Annotated in this window: 18 protein-coding genes; 4 read left to right on the plus strand and 14 right to left on the minus strand. The window is 66.1% G+C overall.

Annotated elements, in window-relative coordinates:
* The 11 genes from BO1_RS29145 to flhD all read right to left on the minus strand — a co-directional run.
* A partial coding sequence (locus BO1_RS29145; protein ID WP_028220570.1) for a response regulator occupies positions 1-446 on the minus strand: 446 nt, incomplete at its 3' end.
* Positions 447-451: 5 nt separating this feature from the next.
* Positions 452-1,273 carry a chemoreceptor glutamine deamidase CheD gene (cheD, locus tag BO1_RS29150; protein WP_028220571.1) on the minus strand — a complete coding sequence of 274 codons (822 nt, stop codon included), beginning with the start codon at positions 1,271-1,273 and terminating at the stop codon, positions 452-454.
* The gene (locus BO1_RS53215; RefSeq protein WP_084688257.1) at positions 1,270-2,244 is read right to left on the minus strand and encodes a CheR family methyltransferase; all 975 of its coding nucleotides are present in this window, start codon (positions 2,242-2,244) and stop codon (positions 1,270-1,272) included. The genes cheD and BO1_RS53215 overlap by 4 nt, the downstream gene beginning before the upstream one ends.
* Positions 2,241-2,438 carry a hypothetical protein gene (locus BO1_RS59525; protein ID WP_156992442.1) on the minus strand — a complete coding sequence of 66 codons (198 nt, stop codon included), beginning with the start codon at positions 2,436-2,438 and terminating at the stop codon, positions 2,241-2,243. Before BO1_RS59525 ends, BO1_RS53215 begins: the two co-directional genes overlap by 4 nt.
* 81 nt (positions 2,439-2,519) lie before the next feature.
* Positions 2,520-4,406 carry a methyl-accepting chemotaxis protein gene (locus BO1_RS29160; protein ID WP_028220572.1) on the minus strand — a complete coding sequence of 629 codons (1,887 nt, stop codon included), beginning with the start codon at positions 4,404-4,406 and terminating at the stop codon, positions 2,520-2,522.
* Between the two features lie 195 nt (positions 4,407-4,601).
* Positions 4,602-5,141 carry a chemotaxis protein CheW gene (locus BO1_RS29165; RefSeq protein ID WP_028220573.1) on the minus strand — a complete coding sequence of 180 codons (540 nt, stop codon included), beginning with the start codon at positions 5,139-5,141 and terminating at the stop codon, positions 4,602-4,604.
* A 121-nt stretch (positions 5,142-5,262) separates the two neighbouring features.
* Positions 5,263-7,635, minus strand: coding sequence for a chemotaxis protein CheW (locus BO1_RS29170; RefSeq protein WP_028220574.1), 2,373 nt, complete (start codon positions 7,633-7,635; stop codon positions 5,263-5,265).
* Positions 7,636-7,689: 54 nt separating this feature from the next.
* Positions 7,690-8,064 carry a response regulator gene (locus BO1_RS29175; protein ID WP_028220575.1) on the minus strand — a complete coding sequence of 125 codons (375 nt, stop codon included), beginning with the start codon at positions 8,062-8,064 and terminating at the stop codon, positions 7,690-7,692.
* Positions 8,065-8,154: 90 nt separating this feature from the next.
* The gene (gene motB, locus BO1_RS53220; RefSeq protein ID WP_084688253.1) at positions 8,155-9,273 is read right to left on the minus strand and encodes a flagellar motor protein MotB; all 1,119 of its coding nucleotides are present in this window, start codon (positions 9,271-9,273) and stop codon (positions 8,155-8,157) included.
* An 88-nt stretch (positions 9,274-9,361) separates the two neighbouring features.
* Positions 9,362-10,222 (minus strand): flagellar motor stator protein MotA, encoded by an 861-nt coding sequence (motA, locus tag BO1_RS29185; RefSeq protein ID WP_028220576.1) that lies wholly within the window; start codon positions 10,220-10,222, stop codon positions 9,362-9,364.
* A gap of 380 nt (positions 10,223-10,602) precedes the next feature.
* Positions 10,603-10,920, minus strand: coding sequence for a flagellar transcriptional regulator FlhD (flhD, locus tag BO1_RS29190; RefSeq protein ID WP_028220577.1), 318 nt, complete (start codon positions 10,918-10,920; stop codon positions 10,603-10,605).
* Positions 10,921-11,530: 610 nt separating this feature from the next.
* Here flhD and BO1_RS29195 point away from each other — a divergent pair.
* Positions 11,531-12,598: a glycosyltransferase family 4 protein gene (locus BO1_RS29195; protein ID WP_028220578.1), complete on the plus strand. Its 1,068-nt coding sequence runs from the start codon at positions 11,531-11,533 to the stop codon at positions 12,596-12,598.
* Between the two features lie 205 nt (positions 12,599-12,803).
* On the opposite strand, the gene BO1_RS29200 is transcribed toward BO1_RS29195, so the two are convergent.
* Complete coding sequence (locus BO1_RS29200) at positions 12,804-13,100, minus strand: H-NS histone family protein (RefSeq protein ID WP_028220579.1); 297 nt, start codon at positions 13,098-13,100, stop codon at positions 12,804-12,806.
* A 285-nt stretch (positions 13,101-13,385) separates the two neighbouring features.
* Between BO1_RS29200 and aqpZ the strand changes: the two genes are divergently transcribed.
* Both aqpZ and BO1_RS53225 read left to right on the plus strand, forming a co-directional pair.
* Complete coding sequence (gene aqpZ, locus BO1_RS29205) at positions 13,386-14,132, plus strand: aquaporin Z (protein WP_028220580.1); 747 nt, start codon at positions 13,386-13,388, stop codon at positions 14,130-14,132.
* A 168-nt stretch (positions 14,133-14,300) separates the two neighbouring features.
* The gene (locus BO1_RS53225; protein WP_043287077.1) at positions 14,301-15,026 is read left to right on the plus strand and encodes a hypothetical protein; all 726 of its coding nucleotides are present in this window, start codon (positions 14,301-14,303) and stop codon (positions 15,024-15,026) included.
* A gap of 119 nt (positions 15,027-15,145) precedes the next feature.
* Here the strand turns inward: BO1_RS53225 and BO1_RS29215 are convergent, their stop codons facing one another.
* Both BO1_RS29215 and BO1_RS29220 read right to left on the minus strand, forming a co-directional pair.
* A complete protein-coding gene (locus BO1_RS29215) occupies positions 15,146-15,970 on the minus strand; it encodes a Cof-type HAD-IIB family hydrolase (protein WP_028220581.1) in 825 nt (274 codons plus the stop codon).
* A 58-nt stretch (positions 15,971-16,028) separates the two neighbouring features.
* A complete protein-coding gene (locus BO1_RS29220) occupies positions 16,029-16,913 on the minus strand; it encodes a BadF/BadG/BcrA/BcrD ATPase family protein (RefSeq protein WP_028220582.1) in 885 nt (294 codons plus the stop codon).
* Between the two features lie 192 nt (positions 16,914-17,105).
* On the opposite strand from BO1_RS29220, the gene BO1_RS29225 reads away from it, so the two are divergent.
* A complete protein-coding gene (locus tag BO1_RS29225; RefSeq protein ID WP_084688254.1) occupies positions 17,106-17,729 on the plus strand; it encodes a DNA-3-methyladenine glycosylase I in 624 nt (207 codons plus the stop codon).
* Positions 17,730-17,773 lie beyond the last annotated feature (44 nt).

Raw genomic sequence — 17,773 nt, forward strand, 5'->3', positions numbered from 1 at the left:
GTCACCGCCGCAGCCGGCGTCGCCGCACGCGCGGCCGGCCGCACGCGGGCGCGCGCAGCCGCGCGCACCTTGTCGGCGAGTTTTTCGGCGTATTCGAGCATGCCGTCGCGAATCCCCACTTTCGGCTTCGTCACGAAGTCGACGGCGCCCAGCTCCAGCGCGCGCAGCGTGATTTCATTGCCGCGCTCGGTGAGCGAGGAGACCATCACGACCGGCATCGGCCGCAGGCGCATGAGCTTCTCGAGAAAGTCGAGGCCGTCCATGCGCGGCATTTCGACGTCGAGCGTGAGCACGTCGGGGTTGTGCTGCTTGATGAGCTCGCGCGCCACGAGCGGGTCGGGCGCGGTGGCGACGACGGTCATGTCCGGCTGGCCGTTGATGATCTCCGTCATCAGGCTGCGGATCAGCGCCGAATCGTCGACGCATAGAACCTTGATTTTCTGCACAGCGTTCACGCCTCCTCTACTGTCCTGGCGTTGTCTTGACCGGATGGCCGCAGAGCCGCGGACGAACCCGCACCGAACAACTCGATGCGCGAGCGCGCCGGCTGCGGCGCGGATGATGCAAATGCGTGGCTCGTGGCGTTGGCTGCGGTGCTGCCCGCACCCGTGGCGCCCGTGCCGACGCCAGGCGCCGCGCTGCCGAGGCCGAACAGCTCCACGCGCGCGCGGGCTCGCGCGAGCCGCTCGGCGCGCGCTTCAGGCGTTTGCCGCGCGAGTTGCTGCTCGCGCTCGGCCACGCTCGCCTCCTGCAAGCGCAGCTTCTTGACCATGACCTGGCCCGTGCGCGGCAGGAACGCCACCTTGCGCGGATGCGAGCCCTGCAAGTCCTCGGCGACGATGCGGATGCTCTCGGTCGCCAGATAGCGGCGCACGAACGCGGCGTTGCGATCGCCGATGTTCATGGTCGTCATGCCCGCGAGCACGGCCGCGCCGCCGAAGACCTTCGCCTCGAAGCGCTCGCGCCGCCCGCCCGCCTTGATCAGCTCGTTGATCAGCACTTCCATCGCGTAGGCGCCGTAGCGCATCGCGTCGGAGGCGGCGGGCAGCGTGTTGTTCGCATCGGCGCCGTCGTCGGGCAGCATGAAGTGATTCATGCCGCCGATGCCCGCCGTGCGGTCCTGGATGCAGGCGGCCACGCACGAGCCGAGCACGGTGACGAGCACCATGTCGTCGTTCGTGGTGAAAAACTCGTTGGGCAGCAGCTTCACGCCGGGGCGCTGGAAGTGCGAGTCGAAATAGCGGTTGGTCGCAATGGGAAGGCGGGCGCTCATGCGGGCGCTCCCATCGGCTCGGCCTTCGCGCCTTGCTTCGACGCTGCGGTACCACCCTGCGCGCGCTCGTACACGGTCTGGCCGCGCAGGCGGAATGCCTGCGTCACATACGTGAAGTTCTCCGAATGACCCGCGAACAGCAAGCCGTCCGGCTTCATCAGCGGCTCGAAGCGCGTGAGCACCTGGGCCTGGGTCGGCTTGTCGAAGTAGATCATCACGTTGCGGCAGAAGATGGCGTCGAAGGTCGTGCGCAAGCCGTAGTCCGCGTCGGTGAGATTCAGTTGCTCGAAGCGGATCATCTGGCGCAACTCCGGGCGCACCTTCACGAGGCCCGCGTGCCCACCCGTGCCCTTCAGGAAGAAGCGCTTCAGGCGCTCCTGCGAGAGATGCTTGACCTGGTCGAAGGCGTACACGCCCGCGTCCGCTTTCGCGAGCACCTGGGTGTCGAGATCGGTCGCGAGCACGCGCGCCTCGCGCGCGGCGCGCTCGCCGAGCGCCTCGATCAGCGTCATCGCGATCGAGTACGGCTCCTCGCCCGTCGACGCCGCCGAGCACCACACCGAGACCTGCGAGCGGCGCTTCACGAACTCGGCGAGGATCGGGAAGTGATGCGCCTCGCGAAAGAACGCTGTGAGGTTGGTGGTCAGCGCGTTGGTGAACGCCTCCCACTCGCTCGCGTCGTTGCGCTGCTCGAGTTCGTCGAGATAGGCGCGGAAACTGTCGTGCCCGAGCGCGCGCAGGCGCCGTGCCAGACGGCTGTATGCCATGTCGCGCTTGTGGTCCGAGAGCGAGATGCCCGCGCGGCGATGGATCAGCGCGCGGATGCGCTCGAAGTCCGCCGGCGTGAAATCGAAATCGCGCGCGCCGCCGTCGCCCAGCGAGGCCGCCGTGGCTGGCGCGGGCGAGCGCGAAGCGTCGCCGCGTTCGGCCCGTTCCGTGCGGGCGGTGCGGGAAAAGCGCAGCGCCTTCATGACGCCGCCCCTGCGCGCCGCGCACACCCTGCCGGCGCGTGCGCCGTTGCACTTGCCACCACCGCCAGCGCCGCCCTGGAACACGCCGCGTGGCCGCCCGCCTGCAATGCGTGCGGCGCGTGCGCGGCGTGCAGCGCCTGCGCCGCCTCGTGGGCTGCGTTGCGGTGCGGTTCCTGCCGTCCTTGTGCGCTCATGTGCATTGCCGTGCTCGTTACTGTGCTTGTTGTCGCGTCAGTTTTTGCATGTGCCGGCCCGCTCGGGCCGGGTCGGGTTACTCAGAACGTTTCCCAGTCGCCATCGTCCTTCACGGGCGCCGCCGTGCTAGCCACTTGCGGCTCCACGCGTGCCGCGGCGGCCGGCCGTTGCTTTGGCCTCGCTGCAACCGCGCTCGTCCCCGCGCCGGCATCGGCGGTAGCCGCGGGCTTTGCGCTCACGGCCGCCGAAGGCGACGTGCGCCTTGCAGCCGTAGCGACGGCCGCCGGCGCCGCCTTGATCTCGGGCTTCACGGCATGCGCGCTCGCCGCCGCAGCGGTGGACAAGGGCGCCGAACCCACTGTGCCCGCCGCACGCACCGCACGCGTTTCCCCACTGTGCCCGCTGTGGTCGCCGCCATTCGTGCGCCACGTCGCCAGCACGGTTTGCAGATTGCGCGTCTGCTCTTCGAGCGAAGCCGCAGCCGCAGCCGCTTCTTCAACGAGCGCCGCATTCTGCTGCGTGACGGTGTCCATCTGCGTGACGGCGCGGTTCACCTGCTCGATGCCGCCCGACTGCTCCACCGAAGCCGCGCTGATCTCACCCATGATGTCGGTCACGCGGCGCACGGCCTGAAGGATTTCCTCCATCGTCGTCCCTGCGCGGCCCACCAGCTCCGATCCGCTTTGCACCTTCTGTGCCGAATCGTTGATGAGCTCCTTGATTTCCTTGGCCGCGCTCGCGCTGCGCTGCGCGAGGCTGCGCACCTCGCCCGCGACCACGGCAAAGCCGCGGCCCTGCTCGCCCGCGCGCGCCGCTTCCACGGCCGCGTTGAGCGCGAGAATGTTGGTCTGGAATGCGATGCCTTCGATCACGCTGATGATGTCCACGACCTTCGCCGAACTCGCGGCGATGTCCTGCATCGTGTCGACGACTTCGCCCACCACCACGCCGCCGCGCGTCGCGATATCCGACGCGTTGACGGCGAGCTGGCTCGCCTGGCGCGCGTTCTCGGCGTTCTGGCGCACGGTGCCGGTGAGCTGCTCCATGCTCGACGCCGTCTCCTGCAGCGACGCGGCCTGCTGCTCGGTGCGCTGCGAGAGGTCGGTGTTGCCCATGGCGATCTCGCGCGCGCCCACGTCGATGGAGCCCGCCCCCGTATGCACGGCGGTGACCAGCGTCACGAGGCTTTCCTGCATGCGCTTGACGCCCGCGAAGAGGCGCCCCATTTCGTTCCTGCTGTACACCTCGATGCGCTCGGTGAGGTCGCCCTGCGCGATGCGCTCGAACGACTGCACGGCGTCTGCGAGCGGCTGCACGACGAGGCCGCGCAGCGCGAAGCGAATCGCCACCACGATCACGAGCGCCGCCGCGATCGCCGCGCCAATCAGCGTGCGAAACACCGCGATTTCCGAGCGCGCGCTTTCCTCGCGCGCCTGCGCGCCGTCCTGCAACTGCTGGGCGACCGGCGCGGCCGAGTTGTCGTAGTCGACGAACATCGGGCTGATCTTCGTGTCGGCGATCGCGTGGTACGCCGCTTGATCGTTTGCGCGCAGCGCCGCGAATTCGGGCTGCACGCCGTCTTGCAGCAAGCTCGCGCGCTTCGTGTTGAGCGTGTCGAGCGCGCCGGCATCGATGCCCTGTTTGGGCGCGGCCTGGAAGGCTTTCCACGCCTCGTTGGACTTGTCGAGCATAACGTCGGCGCGGTCGATGACCTGCTTGGCCTCATCGTTCTGGCCCGCCGCGTACAGCGAGTTCACGCGGTCTAGCGAGACGCGCGCGCGCAGCAGATACGACGACGAATCGCTGAGCGCACGCGTGGCGACCATGTCGCCACGCGCGATCGTGTAGAGCGAGTCACTCGCATTGCCGAGCGCGACGAGCCCGAGTGCGCCGACGAGCACCGTCAGCGCCAACAGAATGACTCCGACGCCCGTGAGCGTCGTGCGGATCGACCACCTGTGCAACATCTCGTTTGCTCCTGTCTTGTGCGGCGGTTGCGTGACACGCGAATAGCATGGCGGTGCGCCGCTCTCACCCGCGCTGATGACTGCCCGCGCCGGCGGCTTTCCGCTCTTCCTTTATCGCGGGCCTCGCGGCCCGCCCCCCGTGGCAACCTTGCTTCTTGCCTTTGCCTGCTGTATTTCAGCCGACGAAACCGGCGCTCACGCGCCCAGCGCTTCGATCAGCGCCATCTCGCGGCTCGTCATGAGCTTTTCGATGTCCATCAGGATCAGCATGCGGCCGTCCACGGTGCCGAGCCCGGTGAGGTACTCGGTCGTGAGCGTCGCGCCGAACTCGGGCGCCGGCATGATCTGGTCCTGCTGCAGCGTGAGCACGTCGGACACGCCGTCCACCACCATGCCCACCACGCGATGCGCGACGTTCAGGATGATCACGACGGTCTGGTGGTCGTACTCGACGCGGCCCAGATGGAACTTGATGCGCATGTCCACGATCGGCACGATGATGCCGCGCAGGTTGATCACGCCCTTGATGAACTCGGGCGCGTTCGCGATGCGCGTCACGCTCTCGTAGCCGCGGATCTCCTGGACCTTGAGAATGTCGATGCCGTACTCTTCCGCGCCGAGCGTAAAGACGAGGAACTCCTGGCCGCCTGCATCGGCTTGTTGCGCGTCGCGGCGGTGCGCGCCAGCTGCGGCGCCCTGCGCGCCGTAACCCTGAATGGATTGGACTTCTGCCACGTTAGCCCCTGAACGGTTGGGAAATGCCTGGTTGATCCGTGCTGCTGCTCTTGCTGCTGTTCGTACTTCTGCTCAATCTGCCGTGCGCCTTCACGCACGGCCTTGTTGCCGGCACACGCGCTCAGGCGAATTCGGCAAACGCCCCCGCGTTTCTGGCCGCGCTCGCGCCGGCATGAGCGCCCATGCTCACGCCGTGCGAAGCGCGCGTCTCGCGGTTGAGCGCGGCCACGTCGACGATCAGCGCGACACTGCCGTCGCCGAGAATGGTCGCCGCCGAGATGCCGTGCACCTTGCGATAGTTCGTCTCGAGGTTCTTCACCACCACCTGCTGCTGGCCCACGAGCTCGTCGATGAGCATCGCGAAGCGGCGGCCCTCGGTCTCCATGATGGTGACGATGCCCTGCGTGGGGTCCGTGCGCGCGTCCGCCACGCTGAACACCTGGTGCAGCGCCACGAGCGGCAGATATTCGCCGCGCACGCGCACCACGCGGTCGCCGTTGGTGACGGTGTAGATGTCTTCGTGGCGCGGCTGCAGCGACTCCATGACGAAGTTCAGCGGCAGGATGAAGATCTCGTTGCCGACTTTCACCGACATGCCGTCGAGGATCGCCAGCGTGAGCGGCAGCACGATGCGCGTCGTGGTGCCCTTGCCCGCGTGCGAGGTGATCTCCACGTGGCCGCCCATCGACTGGATGTTGCGCTTCACGACGTCCATGCCCACGCCGCGGCCCGAGACGTCGGTCACCTGCTCGGCCGTCGAGAAGCCCGGCATGAAGATGAGGTTCCAGACCTCTTCGTCGGTCATCGTTTCGCTGACCTGCATGCCTTGCTTGATCGCCTTGGCGAGAATCTTGTCGCGGCGCAGGCCCGCGCCGTCGTCGCTCACCTCGATCACGATGTTGCCGCCGTGGTGCGCGGCGGAGAGCACGAGCTGGCCCGTGCCGTCCTTGCCGGCGGCGCGACGCGCTTCCACGGTTTCGATACCGTGATCGAGCGAGTTGCGCACGAGGTGCGTGAGCGGGTCGATGATGCGCTCGATGAGACTCTTGTCGAGCTCGGTCGCCTGGCCGAAGGTGACCAGCTCCACTTCCTTGCCGAGCTTCGCGGCGAGGTCGCGCACGAGACGCGGGAAGCGGCTGAACACGTAGTCCATCGGCATCATGCGGATCGACATGACCGCTTCCTGCAGATCGCGCGCGTTGCGCTCGAGCTGCGCCATGCCGTTGAAGAGCCGGTCGTGCAGGGCCGGGTCGAAGCTGCTGGTGGTTTCCGCCAGCATCGCCTGGGTGATGACGAGCTCGCCCACAAGATTGATGAGCTGATCGACCTTCTCCACGCCCACACGAATCGAGCTGCCTTCGGACGATGCGGCCGCCGCCGCGCGCGGCTTGCGGTCGTGGTCCGCGGCTGACGGCGCGGCGGGCGCAACGGGAGCGATTGCCTCGGGCTGCGCTTGGGGTGCCGGCGCGGGAGCAACGGCAGGCGCTGACGCGACAGCCGGCGCGGTCTGCATCATGGACTCGACCACGGGTGCAGCAACGGCGCTCGCCTGCGCGACAGGCGCGGCGCTGGCCTCGCCTTGCGGCGCGGCGCCGCGGCCGATCACGATCTGGCTTTCGTCGATCACGAAGCAGCACACCGCGGTGATGTCGTCGGCGGGCACGTCGGTTTCGAGCCAGAGCGTGAGGTCGTCGCCGTTCTTCATCTGGCCGAGAATGCGGCCCAGATTACCGAGCTCTTCGGCGAGCAGTTCCTGATCCTTCGCGCCCACGCTGCGCAACGTGATGCGCAGGTGCGGGCCCTCGGCCCCGCCGCTCGCCGCTCCGCCAGCCGGGCCGGCGGCGATCGCCTCATCCACCACGTGCTCGGGGACGCCGGCCGTTGCCACGCCGGGCGTCGCCACGCCGGCGCGCGCGGCCATCGCGGCGGGCAGGTTGGCTTCGAATGCGGCTTCGAGATCTTCTTCGGAGTCGACTTCGGACGCGGAGGCAAACACGGGCGCAGCGACGCCCGGCGTAGCGACGCCCGGCGCAGCCACAACCGGTGCGGCAGCAGGCGCAGGAATGGGCGCAGCGGCAACCGGCGCGGGCGCGGCAAGGCCACGGCTTTCCGCGTAGAGCCGCTCGAGCTTGGCGCGCACGGCGGCAGCGGCCGACGCGTCGGGTTCGGCGCTCGCGCGATAGGCCCCGAGCTGGTCGGAGAGCACGTCCTTCGTTTCGAGGAACGTATCGATCATGTCCTTGCGCAGCACGAGCTCGTTGTTGCGCGCGCGGTCGAGCAGCGACTCCAGGATATGGGTCGTCTCGGTGAGCGCCGTGAAGCCGAACGTCGCCGCGCCGCCCTTGATCGAGTGCGCCGCGCGGAAGATCGCCGCCAGATCCTCGGGATCCGGCTGACCGACGTTCAGGTTCAGGAGGAGCTGCTCCATCTGCGCGAGCAGCTCGTCCGCCTCGTCGAAAAACGTCTGGTAAAACTGAGTGATATCGAGAGTCATTGCTCTTTCACCGCGATAATTGCGTGGCCGGCGTATGACGCTGGCCTGCGCGCCTCATGTATTCGTTTCGCCCAGCGCGCTCGCCAGATCGACGAGCAGCTCCGGGTCCACCGGTTTTTCGATCCAGCCCGTCGCGCCTGCATCGCGCACCGCCGCCTTGAAGCCTTCGTCCGATTCCGTGGTCAGCACGAGGATCGGCGTTTCCAGGTAGGACGGATTCGCGCGCAAGCGCTTGATCAGGTCGAGCCCGCCCATGCGCGGCATGTACAGGTCGGTGAGCACGAGATCGAAGCGCTGCGCGAGCGCGTGCTCGAGCCCGTCTTCGCCGTCGTTGGCCACCGTCACTTCGTATCCCGCCGATCCGAACGCCGCACGCAGGATCTCCCGCATGGACGCCGAATCGTCGATCGCCAGAATATTTCTGATCATTCCTTCCTCGTTCGCGCGCCTTGACTTCGCGCCCATTCGCTCTTTCGCTCTTTCACCTTTTCGCTGCGCCGTTGCCGTTCGTCGCGCGCCTCACGGCTCGAGTGGCTTGCCCGGCACATCGGGCGCCGCGGGAGCCAGCGCCGGCACCACGGACTGAGCCACGGGCGTGAGCTTCATGCCCGCCGGCGCAGTGCCTGGCAACTGCGCCGGCGGCACCCTTTGCGCACCGCCCGCGCCAGGCGCGAGACCCGGCATCTGGCCCGGCAGCAGCGTCTTGCCCGAGCCCGCCGCGTCGTCGGAGAGCGTGGTGGTCGTGGTGTCGTCGTGCATCAGCGCGTCTTCGGACTTCTTGTTGAGCACGATGATGCTGATGCGGCGGTTCTCCGGATCGAGCGGATCGGCCTTGTTCAGGTTCTGCGTCGAGGCGAGTCCGAGCACGCGCAGCACCTTCGATTCGTCCATGCCGCCCGCGATCAGCTCGCGGCGCGACGCGTTCGCGCGGTCCGCCGAAAGCTCCCAGTTGCTGTAGCCCTTCTCGCCGCCCGCATAGGGCACGGCGTCGGTGTGGCCCTGCACGACGATGCGGTTGGGCACGTCGTTCAGCGTCTTGCCGATCGCCTGCAGGATGTCGCGCATGTACGGCTCGACCACGTCGCGCGCCGTCGCGAACATCGGCCGCTTCTGCGAGTCGACGATCTCGATGCGCAGGCCCTGCAGCGTGGAGTCGATGCGGATCTGCTGCCGGAACTGGCGCAGCACCGGATTGGCCTCGATGGCGGCCATCAGCTTGACCTGCAGATCGTGCAGGCGGACCTGCTCCATGCGCTCGAGCGAGCCTTCCTGCTTGCTCTGCGACTGGTCGTCGGCATGCGCGACGGTTTGGTCCGCATGCGCCTTCATGCCGTCGCTGCGGCGCGTGATGCCATCCTCCTGCGAGGTGATGTCACGCCCGCCGCCCTTCACGACGCTCGATTCCGTGGCGCTGCGATCGCCGCCCCAGAGCGTGATCTTGAGCGGCTGGTTGAAGTAGTCGGCAATGCCGCGCAATTGCACCGTCGACGCCGACGAAAGCAGCCACATCAGCAGGAAGAACGCCATCATCGCGGTCATGAAGTCCGCGTACGCGAGCTTCCATGCGCCGCCGTGATGGCCGCCCTTCTTCGGCGCGGCGCGCTTCACCACGATGGCGCGGTCTTTGTTGCCGCTCATCGGCCGCTCCCCGTCTTCACTGCCTGCATCTCGAGCATCTCGTGCTTCATGATCGTCGCCGTCCTCGCCTCAATACGCGTTATTGCGCTTACTTCGCCTTCACGCGGCGCACGTGCTCTTCGAGCTCCGTGAACGACGGACGCTCGGTCGAGAACAGCACCTTGCGGCCGAACTCGACGGCAATGGCGGGCGCATAGCCGTTCAGGCTTGCGAGGATCGTCACCTTGATGCACTGGAACATCTTGGTCGACTCGGTCACGCGCTGCTCCGCGAGGCTCGCGAGCGGGCCGATCAGACCATACGAAAGCAGAATGCCGAGGAAGGTGCCCACCAGCGCCTGGGCGATCATCTCGCCGAGGACCGCGGGCGGCTTGTCGGCGGACGCCATGGTGTGCACGACGCCCATCACCGCCGCGACGATGCCGAACGCCGGCATCGCGTCGCCCACCTTCGAGAGCGCATGCGCGGGCGCCTCGCCCTCGGCGTGGTGCGTCTCGATCTCCTCGTCCATGAGGCTTTCGATCTCGAAGGCGTTCATGTTGCCGCCCACCATGAGCCGCAGGTAGTCGGTGAGGAATTCGACGATGTGATGGTCGGACAGGATCTTCGGGTACTGCGTGAAGATCGGGCTTTTCTGCGGATCGTCGATATCGGCTTCGAGCGTGAGCGTGCCCTCCTTGCGCGCCTTCGCGAGCAGGACATAGAGCAGCGCGAGCAGCTCCATGTACACGTCCTTGTTGTATTTGGCGCCCTTGAAGAGCGACGGAATGATGCGCAGCGTGGCCTTGATCGTCTTGATGCCGTTGCCGAGGATGAACGCGCCGAGGCCCGCGCCGCCGATCATCAACAGCTCCATCGGCTGCATGAGAGCGGCCAGATGGCCGCCCTCCAGCGCGTAGCCGCCGAAGACGCAGACGATCGTCAAGAGTGTTCCCACGATAATCAGCACTGCCGGGTCCTCACTGGAAGATTGCGACGCGTGCCCCCATCGGCCCGCGCCCTTGATTGGGTTTACGGCACCGGCGCGGAAAACTTTGAGATCGGGCGGGCGCGTGTTTACCGCAGGGGCAAACGTTTGAGGGCCGGGTCGGAAAGGCGCGCCGCGTGGAGAGGGTGACGGGCGCCCGGTGAGGACACCCAAGGAAGGGTCACCGCAAGCAATCTGTCACTATTTTGTTGGCCGCCGATGCCCGGCCAGGACGGCCGCGAGTGCGCAATGGGTTGAAGCGGCGGGGTTGGATCGTTGGGAGTTGGATCGGCGGGTGTGGAGAGGCGAGGACTGACCTGCGCGCATGAAGCGCCGCTGCGTGGATGGCACAGGCCACCGGCTCAGCCAACCTGCTCGACGTTCTGGCCGGCCATGAGCATGGCGGCGTGGAGCTGCGCGGCTTTGCCCTTCTCGGCAAGCGCGCTCAGGATCGCGTGCTCGTCGAAACGGAAACGGCACAGGAGCTGGCTGGACGCGGCGAGGCGCGCGGTCTGTGCGGCGGTGAGCCGGGTCAGCGCGTCGGCCAGTTGCTCGGAGAGGCCCATGCGGAACATCCCGGCTGGCCGGTCTTCGCGCAGCAGCCGTTGCGCGAGCAACAGGTACGACAAATTGACTTCATTGATCTCGCTGAGCATGTCGCTTGGCGTCGTCGCGCTCATGGATTCCCCCGAATTCGAAACGTAGCGGCTGGTCAGGCCTGTAACGGAAACGTTTGCTCGTTCGTCCTGGCGCTCACAGGCGCGCATTCGGCGCGCGGCAAGGCGAACGGCCCGTTTAGTGGTCGTCCACGCATTGTGGCGAGGGTGCTCGCAATTGGAAATTGGACGGATGCCGCGACGCGTTGTGAGAAAAATTTCCCTTTTTATGTAGGAATTTTTCTGACAAGCCGGGAAAAAGAGAGATGGAAAGCTGCCCAGATGATGCTCATGGCATATTTTCCTAATCGTCTGTCGATTATAAAAGCCTTTTCATTGATGCGTCTCAAATGTGTACGCAGGGTCTGAACATATTGCCGCGTTCAGGCATGTGATTTGCGCATTGGCGCGCTCCCGCGCGCCGCGCTTTGCAATGCCTGCTTACAGGGGGTGTTTCCCGCTGTAACAACATTAAGTGATTGCAAAACAACTCGTCTCGCGCATTCAAATGTCCATAATCGAGCTCAGGGATAACCCGATACCGCAGTGCCCGTCTCAGCCAATTGCGACTGACCGTGCACTTTTTTGCTGTCAGTCGCACGACACGTGGCAACTGCCCAAGGAGATCTAGCCAATGCGAATCGCACAAATTGCGCCACTTTATGAAGCCGTTCCGCCGAAACTCTATGGCGGCACCGAGCGTGTCGTGTCCTACCTGACCGAAGCGCTGGTGGACCTCGGCCACGACGTGACGCTGTTCGCCAGCGGCGATTCGGTCACATCGGCCAAACTCGAAGCCGCCTGGCCGCGCGCGCTGCGCCTCGACCCGACGGTCCGCGACGCGCTCGCTCCGCACATCGTCCTGCTCGAGCGCGTACGCCAAATGGCGCACGAGTTCGACGTGCTGCACTTTCACCTCGACTATCTGCCGTTCCCGCTGTTCTCGACGCTCGACACGCCGTTCGTGACGACGCTGCACGGCCGCCTCGATCTGCCCGAGCTGCAGCCGGTGTTCGACTCGTTCTCCGAGGCGCCCGTCATTTCGATTTCGGATTCGCAGCGCCAGCCGCTCGACCAGGCCAACTGGCTGAACACGATCTATCACGGCCTGCCGAAGAACCTGCTCACGCCGCAAACCAGCCGCAAGCCCGAATATCTCGCCTTCCTCGGCCGCATCTGCCCGGAAAAGCGCGTGGACACCGCCATCAAGATCGCCGCGCTCTCCGGCCTGCCGCTGAAGATCGCGGCCAAGGTGGACAAGGTCGACCAGGACTACTTCAAGACCGAGATCGAGCCACTGCTTTCGCAGGCGCACGTGGAGTTCGTCGGCGAGATCAACGAAGCGCAGAAACCCGAATTCCTCTCGGGCGCCAAGGCGCTGCTGTTCCCGATCGACTGGTCCGAGCCGTTCGGCCTCGTCATGATCGAGGCGATGGCGTGCGGCACACCCGTGATCGCCTTCAACCGCGGCTCGGTGCCCGAAGTGATCGATCCGGGCCTGACCGGCTACATCTGCGAGGACGTGCAGGGCGCCGTGGCGGCGCTGCAAAACATCGACACGCTTTCGCGCGAAGCCATTCGCGCGCAGTTCGAGCGCCGCTTCACCTCGCACACGATGGCCAGTAACTACGTCGAAAGCTATTCGGCGCTGATCGAAGCCACGCGGCGTCCTGTGCTTCGCCGTGTCGCAGCCGCGGGCTGAATGCGCGGCATACCTCACTTTGAGATAAAAAGACAAAAAAAGGGCAGCGTGAATCGTTTGCGCACAGTGTAATAGCCCGAATGCCCACAGCTAAAAAAGAGCCGCATGTTTCATGCGGCTCTTTTTATTTCGATAAGCGAATGCGCCAGGGCGGTTCCGCGCGGTGCACCCGGCACCGCGCGACCTGACATTTCGATAACGGCAATCAGGCGATCAAATAACGCTCGCGATTCTTGCCCGCAATCCATTTGGGCGGCTTGCCGCGCCCGCTCCAGGTTGCGCCCGTCTTCGGATCCTGATAGCGCGCGGGCAGCGGCGCCTTCTTGGGCGGGCGTCCGCGCCTGGCGGCCGCCGCAAAGCCGAGGTCCTGGGCCGACAGGCCGTACTCGACGATCTTCTCGCGGATCATGGCGATGACGTCGGCGATTTCCGTGCGCCGCGCTTCGTCGGCCTGCGCCTGGAGTTTGGCGATCTGGGCCTTGAGTTCTGAATATTGCGACATTTCCCCCTCCCCTTCATTGTCGATCTAACTGACTCGAACGCAGATTAGACGTAAATAAGAGAATTAGCAATCGAGGCTAATACTGCTTTATCGGGATATTGCCGCATTTAACGATTGCGTGCGGGAAGCCACACTCGGTACGCATCTACCGCAATAATGAGAGCAATTACTGCGGAATTGACAATCCTTCACACCCGCGCTTTTCGTGAATCCCTAGAATCTGGCATTTCCTGGCGCCGGCGCTTTACCGGGCGCCCGTCAAATATCTTTTCGAGGCATCACGAAATGCACTTATCCAAACGACTTCTCGCCGAGCTTTTCGGCACTTTCTGGCTCGTGCTCGGCGGTTGCGGCAGCGCCGTGCTCGCCGCTCATTTCGACGGCCCGGTGCAGGGGCTCGGCATCGGCTTCGTGGGCGTCGCATTCGCATTCGGCCTGACGGTGCTCACCATGGCATTCGCCATCGGCCATATTTCCGGCTGCCATCTGAATCCCGCGGTGAGCGTCGGTCTCATGGTCGCCGGCCGCTTTCCGGCGCGTGACCTCGTGCCGTACGTCGTCGCCCAGGTGGTCGGCGCGGTGCTCGGCGCGGCCACGCTCGCCTGCATCGCCACCGGCAAGCCGGGCTTCGACCTCGTCGCGAGCGGCTTCGCCACCAACGGCTACGGCGATCACTCGCCGGGCCACTACACGCTGGCCGCGGCATTCGTCTGCGAAGTCGTGATGACCGCGTTCTTCCTCTTCGTGATCCTCGGCGCGACCGACAAGCGCGCGCCCGCGGGCTTCGCGCCGATCGCCATCGGCCTGTGCCTCACGCTCATTCACCTGATCTCCATCCCGGTCACCAATACGTCCGTGAACCCGGCGCGCTCGACCGGCCCGGCGCTCTTCGTGGGCGGCGAGGCGATCTCGCAGCTGTGGCTCTTCTGGATTGCGCCGATCATCGGCGCAGCGATCGCGGGCGTGATCTATCCGATGATCGCGGGCCGCCGTGAAGCCGTGGCGGAACTTCCGGCTCGCGTGCACGCATAACGAGCATCACCCGGTTCGATACGCGGGCGCTTCGGCGCCCGTTTTTGTTTTTGCTTGCGCTTTTTGCGGACCTTTTCGCGCCCCAGCGAGATGCCTGATCACGCAAGGTGGCGGCGCGGCGCTGCTAGAATCGGGCGACCCATTCATCTCGAATTCAAGGCGCACAGCATGATGCGTTCACGACATCCACTGGGCCGCTTCGCCGTCGCGATGAGACTCAATGCTCAGGCGCTTCGCCCCGTAGCGCGCAACGCTGCGATTCTGGCGACGCTGCTCGCGGCTGCCGCCGGCGGTGCACTCGCGAGTGCGGGCACCGCGCGCGCGGCAGGCACACAGGACATCGAAACACTGGTCTTCGTGCGTCACGGCGAAAAGCCCGCCAAGGGGCTCGGCCAGCTCGACTGCAAGGGATTGAACCGGTCGCTCGCGCTGCCCGCCGTGATTGCGGCGAAGTACGGCAAGCCCGATGCGATCTACGCGCCGGACCCGAGCGGGCGCAAGAACGACGGCGGACAGACTTATTACTATGTGCGCCCGCTAGCGACCGTCGAGCCCACGGCCATCCAGTTTGGTCTGCCGATTCAGACGCCCTATGGATACGCCCAAACCGACGCCCTCGAAAAAACGCTGCTCGATCCGGCGTGGCGCAATCGCACTGTGCTGGTTGGATGGGAGCACCGTGAAATCGAGACGCTGGTGCGCAAGATCGTGGCCGAGCATGGCGGACAGGCGTCCGACGTGCCCAAATGGAAGAGCGCCGACTTCGACAGCATCTACGTCGTGCGCATCGACTGGAGCGGCGCCACGCCGATCGCACGCTTCAGCCACGACCACGAGGGCCTCGACGGACGGTCAGACGAATGCCCGTGTGCGGCGCTTCCTGCCGCGCAATAGGCGAGGCCCCGGGGTAGACGAAACGGCCGGCGCCCACGCCGAAGCGCCATGCTCACGCCAGCGCCACGCGATACGCGATACGCGATACGCGATTCGCAGCGCGGGCAGGTTAGCGCCGCTTAGCGCGCCAGCTCATCATCCAGCGCAAAGAGCTTGCGCAGGTGATGGGCGACGCCCGCCTCGAAGTTGTTGCCGATGCGCGGCACCTGAGGCAGACGCGCGATCAGGTCGGGATTCGCGTTGTTCATCATGAACGGATGACCCGCCGTTTCGAGCAGGTCGATGTCGTTCATGTTGTCGCCGAACGCCACACAACGCGCGGCATCCACATTCAGACGCTCGAGCACGACACTCAACGCACGCCCTTTGGAGACGCCCGCGACCATGACTTCCAGGCAATCGGGCAGGGAGTAGGTGATATAGAGCGCGTCGCCGAACTCGCGCTCCAGGCTACGCTGAACATGCGCGAGATCGGCCGGATCGCCGATATAGAGCGCCTTGGCGACGCCCGCGCCGCCGAGCGCGCCGAGATCCTCAGCGACGCGATAGGTGAAGCCCGAATCCTGGTGGTAGGCGAGCAACTCGGGCGCATCGCGGTCGATGAACCATTCCTTGTCGGTAAAGAGGCTCACGATCACGCGGCCATGCGCGCCCACGGTGTCCGGGGCGACGAGGCGGCGCACGACCGCCTCGGGCACGTTGCGCGCGTGGATCAGCGCGTCGTCCGGGCCGTGCACGCGCGCGCCGTTCGACGTGATCAGGTACGCGGGAATGCCGAGCAAGCCGCGGATGCTCGCGACGTCGCAATAATGGCGGCCGGTCGCGATGATGAACTGCAGCCCTTGCGCGTGGAGCTTGTTGAACGTGGCAACCGTGAACGGATCCAGCTGATGGTCGGCGTTGAGCAGCGTTCCGTCGAGATCGGTTGCGATGACCTTGTACATGGCTATCCGGGGGCTGGGGGAAACCCTCAATCCTAGCACCTGAAGGGGAGCGCAGGCGCTAAGCGCCGCCAAGCCGCTCGGCCTCGCGACGTGCGAGGCGCAAAGCGCCAGAGGTGGAGTCGGCGAGCGGCGCGCGCAGCCGCTCGCGCACGGCTTGCGGCACCCAGTCGGTGAGCGGCACGCCGAGGCCGCCGGCGAGCGCCGCCGGCAACGCGGCTTCGGGATCGAGCGCCTCGATCAGGCGCGCCACGGCCTCGCCAGCCTCGGCCAGCAGCTTAGCCACGAACGGGTGATCGCGGTGCGCGAGCACCACGGGCGCGAGGCTCGCATAAGCGGTCTGGTTGGCCGCGCATTGCCAGACGATCAGGCTCTCGCGGTCGGCCGCGCCGATATGGGCGAGCAGCGCGCGCGAAAACGCATCAGGCACGACGCGGCCATCGAGCGACTGCTGCGCCCACACAATCGCGCGCAAGCCAAACCATGCGCCGCTCGCTTCATCGCCAGACGGAAAGCCGAAGCCGCCCGCAATACGGCAGACGCCGTGCGCATCGAGCGCGGCGGCGATGCTGCCCGTGCCGAGCGCCACGACCACGCCTGGCTCGCCGCCGTGCGCGCCCAGCAGCGTCGTATAGGCGTCGCTCTCGACCGCGAGGCCTGCAACCGCTGGCGCCGCGGCGCGAAACGCGGCGAGCCAGTCGGGGTTGTTCACGCCCGCGAGGCCGCAGCCGAGCACGCAGCGCGACCAGTCGAACGCCAGCCCGGCTTGCGCAAAAGTGGCGCGCGCGCCTTCTTCGATCGACTGCCAGGCGCGCGCGATACCGAGCCCAAGCCCCGACGGGCCCGCGGACGCACGCGCGAGCTCGGCGCCCTGGGCATCGCCCAGCGCGACGCGCGTGCCGGTGCCGCCGCCATCCACGCCGATCAACCAGGAATATTTCTGCATGATGTTTACCGCGCCGTGCGCGAGCCGGTGAGTTGAGGATTATCGAGCATTGAATCGTGTCGCAGAGACTAACGGCTCGGCGCCATTCGCACAATTGGCCGGACGGCCAGGTGGCGGAGCACAGCCAATCGGCTATCCTTGCCGGGCTACTCGCAAGGAGAACTCACCGTGACACACCGCTGCAACTGGGTAATGGCCGGCGCGTCGCCGCAGTATGTGCAATATCACGACGAGGAGTGGGGCGTGCCCTCGCGCGACGACCAGCACCTCTACGAAATGCTCGTGCTCGAAGGCGCGCAGGCGGGGCTGTCATGGTCCACGATCCTCAACAAGCGCGAGGGCTATCGCCGCGCGTTCGCCAACTTCGAGGTCGAAAAGGTCGCGCGCTTCACACCGAAGCATGTCGAAACGCTCATGCAGGACGCCTCGATCGTGCGCAACCGCGCCAAGATCGAGGCCGCCATTCTCAATGCGCGCGCCGTGCAGCAAATCCAGGCGGAGCACGGCTCGCTTGCAGCATTTGTCTGGTCGTTCGTTGACGACACGCCCATCCAGAACGACCTTGCTTCGTATCGCGACGCGCCCACGTCCACCGAAGTCTCCGACGCGCTCAGCAAGGCGCTCAAGAAGTATGGCTGCAAGTTCGTCGGCACCACGATCTGCTACGCGTTCATGCAGGCGGTGGGCATGGTCAACGACCATGAACGCGACTGCTTCTGCCGCAAAACCTGCGCAGCGCTCGGCGGCGTCAAGTCGAAGGCCAAGTCCAAAGGCAAGGCCGCAGCCGCGAAGACGCGCTCGGCAGCCGGAGCCTGACTCGGCAATTAGCCGGCCCTGAAACAGCCCCGAATCGGTTATGA

The organism is Paraburkholderia oxyphila NBRC 105797 (genome assembly GCF_000685075.1).
Taxonomy (GTDB): Bacteria; Pseudomonadota; Gammaproteobacteria; order Burkholderiales; family Burkholderiaceae; genus Paraburkholderia; species Paraburkholderia oxyphila.